Origin of the sequence: Thermogutta sp. (assembly GCF_014359955.1) — a bacterium.
Lineage (GTDB): Bacteria > Planctomycetota > Planctomycetia > Pirellulales > Thermoguttaceae > Thermogutta.
Genome location: NZ_JACIYL010000100.1, coordinates 1 through 9303 on the forward strand (window position 1 = coordinate 1; position 9303 = coordinate 9303).

Genomic DNA, 9303 nt, shown 5'->3' on the forward strand with positions numbered 1-9303 from the left:
GCTTTCTCCCCCGGAAACGCCCCCTTTGACCATATCGTCCTCAGGTCTCGCCGAGTCCCCGACTCCCGGAGGGACGGCCTCCTCAGAGCGCGGTTCTTGGGGAGCGACGCCGGGCGAAGCACCAACCTCGGAACGGACGGGCACGGGGGTGATCGCCCCGCATTGAGGGCACTGCGCCTTCTTGCCCGCTGCAGAAAGCGGTACCCGCAAGTGGCTTCCGCATTGTGGGCACAGGAACTCAATTGGCATGACGATCTCTCTGAAACCTCGTGATTGACTTTTGCCTGTTTATTCTCCCGAGGACAAACCGTAAATGAAATGGGGTGGTGTCAAACTGCGCCAGGTTAATCGGGCCAAAGTTGCGAGCAATCCTGGTGACAAACGGCGATTTAAGATAACCTAAAGAGAACGAAGGAACAAGCGACGTCCACCACCCGAGACCCTTGCCGTCACATAGGGATTCCGTGGTGGTGATCGTCTTCAGGCAGACTTTATGGCAAGTCGATCTTCGGAAATTCTCGGTCCTCAGGGACGCATCGCGGTCCGCCTTTCCGGCTACGAGCACCGCCCGCAGCAACTCCAGATGGCGGAGGCCGTGGAAAAGGCGATCGTGGAGGAGCGGCATCTTGTCGTGGAAGCCGGTACCGGGGTGGGGAAAAGCTTCGCTTACCTGGTCCCCACCATTCTGGCGGTAGCAGGAGAGCTGCCCGCGCGGGACGTCGAGCGCGCCGTCATTTCCACCCACACCATCAGCTTGCAGGAACAATTACTCCTCAAGGATATCCCTTTTCTGAGAAGCGTCATGCCGTATGAGTTTACGGCGGTGCTGGTGAAGGGTCGCGCAAACTATATCAGCCGTCGCCGTCTGGGAAACGCGCTCACACGTTCCCGAACTCTCTTCGCAGACGAAGAATGGCAGCAACTCCAGACCCTGGCTTCGTGGGTTGCTCAGACAACGGACGGCTCCCTTTCTGATTTGCCGTTTCGGCCGCTGGCCACTGTTTGGGACGAAGTTGCCAGCGATAAGGATAACTGCCTGGGCAACCGCTGCCCCCATTATGACAACTGTTTCTACTTTGCGGCGCGTCGCCGGATCCAGCGAGCCCAGATTCTCGTCGTCAATCATGCCCTCCTCCTCAGCGATCTCGCGCTCAGGATGCAGGGTGCCTCTCTATTGCCGGAATACGACCTGCTTATCATCGACGAGGCCCATACACTGGAGAGCGTGGCTTCCGAGCAATTTGGGCTGGAGATCAGTAACACTCAGATCGCGTACAATCTGCGGCGGTTGTACAACGAGAGGACGCAGCGGGGGCTGCTCGTCCATTACAAAAGCGCGGAGGGCCAGCAGGCCGTTCTGGATTGCCTTTATCGATCCGACGAGTTTTTTGCCCAGGTGCTCGACTGGTACGAAAAGGAAAGATCGAGCAACGGTCGGGTCCGCACGCCCAATCTTTTTCGTAACACCCTGAGCGAAGGGCTGGAAAAACTTGCCCAGATTGTCCATCGTCGGGCAGCCGACGTCCATCCCGAGGAGGAACGGCAGGATCTCATCGCCGCACGGGACCGGCTTCAGTCGCTCGCCACCGCCATCGACCACTGGAACAAGCAGCGCGAGCCGGATCACGTGTACTGGGTGGAGGTCAGCGAGAACCGGGCGCTACCACGGGTGACCCTGGGTTCCGCCCCCATCGAAGTGGGAAGCCTCTTACGAGAACATCTTTTCCAGGCTATCCCCCGGGTCATCATGACCAGTGCCACGCTGACCATTGCCGAGCAGGGATTTGAGTATTTTAAATCACGTGTCGGCCTCACTCATGTGGAAACTCTTCAGGTGGGCAGTCCGTTCAACTACAGCGAGCAAGCAGAATTGATCCTGGTGCGTGATATGCCGGATCCCGGCGTGGATCCCCAGGCCTATGAGCGTGCGCTGGTGGCCATGCTGAAGCGGTACATTGCCCGAACGGAGGGTCGCGCATTTGTTCTTTTCACGAGTTACGATCTGATGCGAAAGGTCGCCAGCGCCCTTCAGTCGTGGTTTTCGGAGCATAAATACACGCTTTTTTCCCAGGCGGACGGCACACCGCGAACACAAATGCTGGAACGCTTCAAAGTGACGCCCCGTGCGGTGCTTTTTGGAACCGACAGTTTCTGGCAGGGGGTGGACGTGCCCGGCGAAGCGCTCCAGAACGTGATCATCACACGACTTCCTTTCGCGGTTCCCGACCGCCCCCTCATCGAGGCCCGGCTTGAGGCCCTCCGTGCGGCCGGCCGCAATCCGTTCTACGACTATCAGATTCCCGAAGCAGTGATCAAGCTTCGCCAGGGCTTCGGCCGACTCATCCGCAGCAAACAGGATAAGGGAATCGTGGTGATTCTCGATTCCCGGGTGTGTCAGAAGAGCTATGGCAGGATATTTCTTCGGTCCCTGCCGCCCTGCCGCGTGGTGGAAGAAAGCGTTCTGGACGCGACTCCGCTGTTCAAGAATTCGCGGCTCAGTCGCGAGACGTGATCACGATGCATCCTCGGGGATATACAGGAGTCGGCCGCAGGATCGGCACCAGATCGGCTTGCCGCACATCAGATCGCTCCGCATGTTGATGGGCACATGCTGGTTGCATCCGCCGCAGAAATCCCCCCGAAGCGGCGCCAGGGCATCACTTCCCTTGCTGCGAAGGGTCCGCTGGTAGAGATCCTTAATCTCGTAGGGCAGCATTGCGTCGAGCTGGGTGATCAAATGTTTGAGCTCTTTTTCAACCTGCGCCATGTCGCTGCGGATGATCGGTTCCTGCCGGGAAAACTCCTCCTGCCATTTGGCCGCCGTTTCCTTCGCCGCCGCCACAGCGGCCTCGGCCTCCTGAACTTTGACCGCCATCTCTTCCACTCGGGCCATCAGTTCGATGGCCTCGTCGGCGAGCACGCTGGCGGCCATTTCGTCGGCGGCGATTTGATCCTTGAGCAGTTGATATTCGCGGTTGTCATCACATTCGAGAAGTCGGCCTTTTCGCCTCTGGATGTCGGCCAGCTTCTGCTCGTACTCCAGTTGTTTGGCGTGACTGGCCATGCGGGCCTCGGTGTGAGCTTTCTTGGTCAGTTCCAGATTCTTTTCGGCCTGACGGATTTGTTCCTGATGCGCCTGGGCGAGCCGCGGACCTTTCATCAGGCGGCCCCGTAGTTCGTCCAGTTGCAGGTAAAGACTGTGGATGCGCCGAAGTATCTCCGGAACTGTTTGCGCCTGGGATGTCATAGAGCTACCTCCTCAGGGGATAAAAAAAGGGCTGTCCTGTAGGGACAGCCCACCTCGGGCCCTCACAATGGCGGCGGTACTACGCCACCAGTTCATCCGCGAAAGCTTCCAGTTGTTTCGCTCGCACGGGATGTTGAAGCTTCTCCATTGCATCGGCTTCGATTTGACGGACGCGTTCGCGGGTGACCTTGAAGATGCGTCCCACATCCTCCAGCGTGTAGGCGTAGCCGTCCCGCAGTCCGTACCGCAGGCGGATGATTTCCCGCTCGCGGTAAGTGAGCGTTTTGAGCAGGCTTTCGATTTTTTCTCTGAGCAACTCGCGATGGGCGACATACTCCGGTTTGTCGAGGTTGCGGTCGGCAATCAATTCGCTGAACGCGCCGTCGTCGTCTTCTCCCACCGGCCGATCCAGGCTGCTGGGCTGACGCCCCATTTCCAGGAGTCGATGGGCCTCCTCGATAGGCACCTGGGCGGCCCGGGCCATCTCCTCCGCACTCGGCTCCCGCCCCAGCTCGTGCATCAGACGGCGAGATACATTTTTCAGTTTACCGATCTGGTCGATGATGTGAACAGGGATGCGGATCGTCCGTGAATGTTCCGCCAGTGCACGGGTGATGGCCTGCCGAATCCACCACGTGGCGTACGTGGAGAATTTGAATCCCCGCCGATACTCAAATTTATCCACCGCTCTCATCAGGCCCGTGTTACCTTCCTGAATGAGGTCCAGGAAGCTCAATCCCCGGTTCCGGTACCGCTTGGCCACAGAAACAACCAACCGAAGATTACTGTTGGAAAGCTCGCGTTTCGCCTCGGTGTAGTCCCGGAAGTGGGCCTCCATCTTTTCACACCGGCTCCGCAAACTCCGCGGGCTTTCCTGCGTCGCCAGCATGAGATCGCACAGCTCCCGCCGCAGCCGATCACGTTCTCCCAACTCGCCCGGCTGCGTTTTCAGTTCGTGGAGTCGGGCACGGATTTCTTCCATGCGTTTGAGAACATCCCGCATCTGCTGCATCATGGCCTGCACGCGCCGCGTCCGCAATCCCAGTTCTTCCACGAGGATCAGCATCCTTGCGCGACGGGCCAAAAAGCGACGCCGTGCCTTGGCCTTGATTTCCGGGGGAGTTCGCCGGTTGATCAGTCGCCTGAAGTCCCGCTCATTGGCGGCCATCAAGCCGCGGAGGGTCCGCAGATTGTGCGGCATCCGCCCCAGGATCTGGCTCTTTGTCAACTGATCGGTAAGGGACATCTTGAGCGTTCGATCGAACGCCAGTTCCCCGCGCTGGACCGCCTCCAGCGTTTGAACCGCCTGTTTGAGGACCAGATGGCACCCCATCACTGTGCGCCGGAATCTCTTGCGGGTCACCTCGATTTTCTTGGCCAGGGCGATCTCCTGCTGCCGCGTCAGCAGGGGGATGTTGGCCATCTGGCTGAGATACAGCCGAATGGGATCACTGTTCCACTTGGCCTTTTGACCGGGCAGCAGATCGCGGAGGAGTGGGTCTTTGAGGAGGGGATCTTCGGCGGGAGAAGCGACGTCCTTGCTTGCGGCCTCCCCGTTGGATCCCACCGGCGGTCGGTTGACCAGCTCGATCCCCGCTTCCTCCAGGGCCGTGATGAGTCGATCCAACCGTTGCGGCCGTGTTTCCTGATCGGGAAGATAACTGATGACCTGGTCGTACGTCAGATAACCCTGGGCTCGTCCTTGAGCAAGAAGCCGTTGCAACTCCTTGTCGGCCTGTTTCACGGGTCGCCTCCTTTCGTGCTTCCGTGCCGAAAGCCAGCCAGATCACGGGAAACCGCGACTGAACGAAGCGCGGGAATCGCCGGTTTCCCGACGCCAGAAACCTCACCCGTCCGTGGGCTCGGACCACTTCTGGCGATTTTTCTGCTGATCTATGATCCGCTTCAACAAGTCGAGCTCTTCTTCCGGTGCCAGTCCTCCTTTTCGCAGGGCGTGGGCCAACTGGGAAGCCTGCAACTGGGCGATGCGTGCCGTATGGCTTCGCAGAAGGCCCTCCAGCAACTCATCCGGATTTTGCTCGGGAACCTTCTTTTCCCGAGCCGTTTGCTCCACGTCTACCAGGACATTATGCAGCGAAGCCTCGTCGAGCGCCAACATCAAATGTTCGAAATCGACCGGCTGCCCCAGTTCCAACAGATCCAGGGCGGCCTGATAAATCTGTCGGGCGGGCGGCGACGTCAAATCGTCCGCGGAAAAATGCTCCCGTAACCGTCGGGCCCCCTCGGGAACCGCCACCAGAAACTCCAGAAAGGTGCGATGCCAGCCATCCAGGGTCGGGCGCGAGGAAGCCGAAGGCACGACCCGCGGACGTGTCTGCCCGCGCCGCAGTTCTTCCAATCGGCGGCGGAGAACCCCCTCATCGATCCGCGTGAGCACCGCCAGTCGGGAAAGGATCTTCCATTCGCGGGCCTGCTGCTGGGCAGAATGTTCGCCGAGCCTGGCCGGTGCTTTGGCAATCACATTGAGAACCTGATCTGTCGCCCGACTCACCCCCGCTATGTCGTTTTCCAGATCGACGCCGTAAGTGGCGGCGGCAAAGGCGTGGTCCAGGGCGTCAACGGTCCGTTCGTCAAGGGCTTCCTGAAAACCGGCGGCACCGTATCGCAACAGATAATCGCATGGATCAAGATCGTCGGGGAGCGTGAGAACCTGAAGGTCGATCTGCCGGGCGACAAACAACTCCAGCACCTGCGCTGCTCGTCGCCGACCTGCCTCGTCGCCATCCAGCACCAGCACGACCCGATCTACATATCGTTGAAGCAGCCGCAGGTGGGAGTCGGCCAGAGCTGTTCCCAACACCGCAACGGCGTTGGAAAAGCCATATTGATGGGCCATGATGACGTCGGTGTAGCCCTCCATGACCAGCGCCGTTCGGGTGCGGCGGAAGGCATCCCGCGCAAGATCGAGCCCATAAAGCAGCCGACTTTTGGCAAAAAGCGGCGTCTCCGGGGAGTTCACGTACTTGGCGGGCGTGGTTTCGGCCATGTGAGGCAGCACCCGCCCCCCAAAGCCCACCGGTCTGCCCTGGGCATCGCGAATGGAAAAGAGGACCCGACCGCGGAAGCGATCGATCCACTCGCGAGTATGCGCCGACGTGAGGATGCCCACCGTTACCAGCAGTTTGGGGTCGATTTGGTCCCGCCGTGCCCGACGGAGAATCCAATCCGGCTGAAGCGGAGAAAATCCGAGCCGGAATTTTCGGATACTCTCTTCGGAGATCCCCCTTTCGCGAAGGTACTGGCGTGCGGTCGCTGCTTCGGACGATTCGAGCAGGCAGGCATGATACTGCTGCTCTGCCCAGGCCATGACTCGGAACAGTTCCTGCTTGCGATCCCCCCCACTCGGTTTGCCTGCGGTTCGCGGAAGGGGAATTCCCGCCATCTCGGCCAGCATCGCCAGGGCTTCGGGGAACTCCACGTTTTCCATGCGCATGACGAAGCTGAAAATGTCCCCGCCGATGTCACAGACGAAGCAGCGAAAGCACTGGCGTTCGGGATTGACCTGCAGGCTGGGATGGTGGTCGTCATGCCAGGGACAGAGGCCGACAAATCCTCGCCCCTGACGGCGGAGAGGGATATAGCGCTCCACCAGATCGACGATATCAATCGCCTGGCGAATCTGTTCTTTGACGTCCGAATAGGGGCTGAGCGGCATGGTGGAGATGGACTCCCACGTGTGCCAAGCGGTGACCTCCGTGCCTGGTGGGAGAAGTATGGCGAGACCTTCCATTCGCCGGGATCCCTCCTCCAGGGGCCCATTGGACCTGGATGTGCGGGGATGGCCTCCTGCCGCGTTGCACTCACTACCTATACATTTTATAGCGAAAGCCGTCGCGCCGCTGAGCGCGCCCCACCGATCAACCGCCAAAATCAGGGTAGTCCTTGCCAGGGAAAGCGCTACGAATCTAAGAAATTACTTCCAGAAAATCAAGGGAGAAAATCCACCCGGCAAAGGATAGCGCATCGTTCGGCAAACAGGTATGGCCTGAGAAATGCTGGGCGGGTGACCGGAAAACGCGCCAAACAATCACGCCGAGTTGGATCCGCGGGAACCGCAACCAAGTCGCAAAAACCGAAGCTCTGACTTTGCGCAATTTTGAATTCGATTTGCGCAAAATTGAGTTGACGGCATATCCACCGAGCCTAACATAAGAGGAAGAGTGTTGTTTTCAATATATTCTTCGAGGCTCCAAACTGTTGAGGAGTTTAGCTATGAACGGCATGGCTTTTCGCGGCAGAAGCGCTTTCACTCTTGTTGAGTTGTTGGTGGTGATCGCGATTATCGGAATATTGGTGGCACTACTTTTGCCGGCAGTTCAGGCAGCCCGCGAGGCAGCACGAAGGTCGCAATGTGTTAACAACATCAAACAGCTCGCGCTTGCATGTCACAACTTTCATGAGCAGTATGCTGAACTGCCCTACGGACGAAAGTACGACGCGTGGGACAGTTATACGTGGACCGAGCTCATACTACCTTTTATTGAGCAAAAGTCAGTTTTCGATCGCTATATTTCCCTTCCGGAGCGGGGTTATACCCTGGGTACGCCGCCCTGGAACCACCCCGACTGGGGTAGTAAGGGCACATGCCCATTGACTCCCGCCGGCAGTAATCCTCAGCTACGAGAGGCTCGACGGACCAGAATCCCGACTTTCGTTTGTCCAAGCGATGGGGGACCCTACGGAAATGAGCTTTTTAGTGACACATGGGGGTTTTATCGTGGAAATTACCGAGGCTGTGTGGGGTCGGGTGACATGTACGGAGAAGACGTTCAGGACGGAACAAATGGCCCATGGCGTCCGGGAGTTTTTGCTGTCAAACACAACCAAAGTTATGAAACGGGCGCCAGCATTCCGACACGGGGTGTGAAGATCGCGCAAATCACCGACGGCACATCCAATACGGCTATGATCTCCGAGGGGATTTGTCCTCAGATCGAAACGGCCTGGGGCGGACCGATCGGGAGTATTATTTATGGCAATATGGGAGGTGCTCTTTACAGCCATGCCGTAACGCCCAATTCCTCGGCGCCCGATCGGATAATCGGACCTTGTCCTCAAAACCAGGGTGACAAAGATTACCCAGCCCCTTGCCAAAGCATTGGAAGCAACGCCGGTGGTCAGCCCAGTGCGTCACGAGCCTTTGCCGGTGCGCGAAGTCGTCACCCTGGCGGCGTCAACGTCGGCATGGCTGATGGTTCCGTGAGATTCGTGAGTGACACAGTGGACCTTCTCATTTGGCGGTACTTGGCGACTCGCAATGGCCAGGAGCCACTCGGGGAATTTTGATAAGAGAGGAATGCCCGTCCTCACCAATCGTGACAATCTATTAGCCAGGTCAAATCACACGGCGAGTGGCGCACGGAAATCCCCGCCGGATGTTTGATTCGATCATTGATTGGCGCTTTCTCCCGGAGAGCAATCCTATAGGGGTTCGCAACACGAAAAGCTCCGAGGAAATTACCGGCAGACTACCAAAATAAGCAGGGCACTCACTTATGGTGAGTGCCCGATTCTTTGGGTAGGTTTTTCGACGTTCGTTCTCACACATCACAAATCCTGACGCAGCGTTCGAGGGAAGCAAGGGCCGCTGCCGGTTCGGGATTGCGGGGCACAAACTCCTGGCCCACAAAGCCCTTATATCCTGTCGCCACAATTGCCTTCATCACGGCCGGGTAATAAATCTCCTGGGTCTCATCAATCTCATGCCGACCCGGGTTTCCGCCCGTGTGGAAGTGCGCAATGTACTGAATGTTTTCCTGAATCGTGCGGATGAGGTCTCCTTCCATGATCTGCATGTGGTAAATGTCGTACAGCAGTTTGAAATTCTCAGAGCCAATCCGCTTGCACAGCTCCACACCCCACGCCGTGTGATCGCACATGTAATCCTTGTGATTGACCTTGCTGTTGAGCAGTTCCATCACCAGCACAACTTTGTGCTTTTCAGCAAGGCCCAGAATTCGTTTGATCCCCACAACGCAGTTTTTGAGCCCCTGTTCGTCATCCAGACCCGGCTCGCGATTTCCGGAGAAGCAAAT

The 9303-nt window shown here is 58.1% G+C and carries 6 protein-coding genes and 1 pseudogene; 2 read left to right on the forward strand and 5 right to left on the reverse strand.

Annotated features, from left to right (window positions below; genetic code table 11):
* Positions 1–249, reverse strand: a pseudogene (locus H5U08_RS05000) (hypothetical protein); the annotation flags it as partial.
* A 244-nt stretch (positions 250–493) separates the two neighbouring features.
* Here H5U08_RS05000 and H5U08_RS05005 point away from each other — a divergent pair.
* On the forward strand, positions 494–2512 hold the full coding sequence (locus tag H5U08_RS05005; RefSeq protein ID WP_297030897.1) for a helicase C-terminal domain-containing protein: 2019 nt from the start codon (positions 494–496) through the stop codon (positions 2510–2512).
* Here H5U08_RS05005 and H5U08_RS05010 read toward each other — a convergent pair whose 3' ends face one another.
* The 3 genes from H5U08_RS05010 to dnaG all read right to left on the reverse strand — a co-directional run bounded on the left by H5U08_RS05010 (position 2513) and on the right by dnaG (position 6998).
* On the reverse strand, positions 2513–3247 hold the full coding sequence (locus H5U08_RS05010) for a hypothetical protein (RefSeq protein WP_297030899.1): 735 nt from the start codon (positions 3245–3247) through the stop codon (positions 2513–2515).
* A 79-nt stretch (positions 3248–3326) separates the two neighbouring features.
* Entirely contained in the window at positions 3327–4991 is a 1665-nt protein-coding gene (locus tag H5U08_RS05015; RefSeq protein WP_297030902.1) for a sigma-70 family RNA polymerase sigma factor, read from the reverse strand.
* Between the two features lie 102 nt (positions 4992–5093).
* Entirely contained in the window at positions 5094–6998 is a 1905-nt protein-coding gene (dnaG, locus tag H5U08_RS05020; protein ID WP_297030904.1) for a DNA primase, read from the reverse strand.
* Positions 6999–7480: 482 nt separating this feature from the next.
* On the opposite strand from dnaG, the gene H5U08_RS05025 reads away from it, so the two are divergent.
* Complete coding sequence (locus H5U08_RS05025) at positions 7481–8554, forward strand: DUF1559 domain-containing protein (protein ID WP_297030906.1); 1074 nt, start codon at positions 7481–7483, stop codon at positions 8552–8554.
* A 254-nt stretch (positions 8555–8808) separates the two neighbouring features.
* Here the strand turns inward: H5U08_RS05025 and H5U08_RS05030 are convergent.
* Positions 8809–9303, reverse strand: a 495-nt coding sequence (locus tag H5U08_RS05030) for a TIM barrel protein (RefSeq protein WP_297030907.1), incomplete at its 5' end; no start/stop codon positions are given.

Coding starts and splice junctions, on each gene's coding strand:
- H5U08_RS05005 (WP_297030897.1), top strand. CDS start 494: ATGGCAAGTCGATCTTCGGAAATTCTCGGTCCTCAGGGACGCATCGCG.
- H5U08_RS05010 (WP_297030899.1), bottom strand. CDS start 3,247: ATGACATCCCAGGCGCAAACAGTTCCGGAGATACTTCGGCGCATCCAC.
- dnaG (WP_297030904.1), bottom strand. CDS start 6,998: ATGGAAGGTCTCGCCATACTTCTCCCACCAGGCACGGAGGTCACCGCT.
- H5U08_RS05025 (WP_297030906.1), top strand. CDS start 7,481: ATGAACGGCATGGCTTTTCGCGGCAGAAGCGCTTTCACTCTTGTTGAG.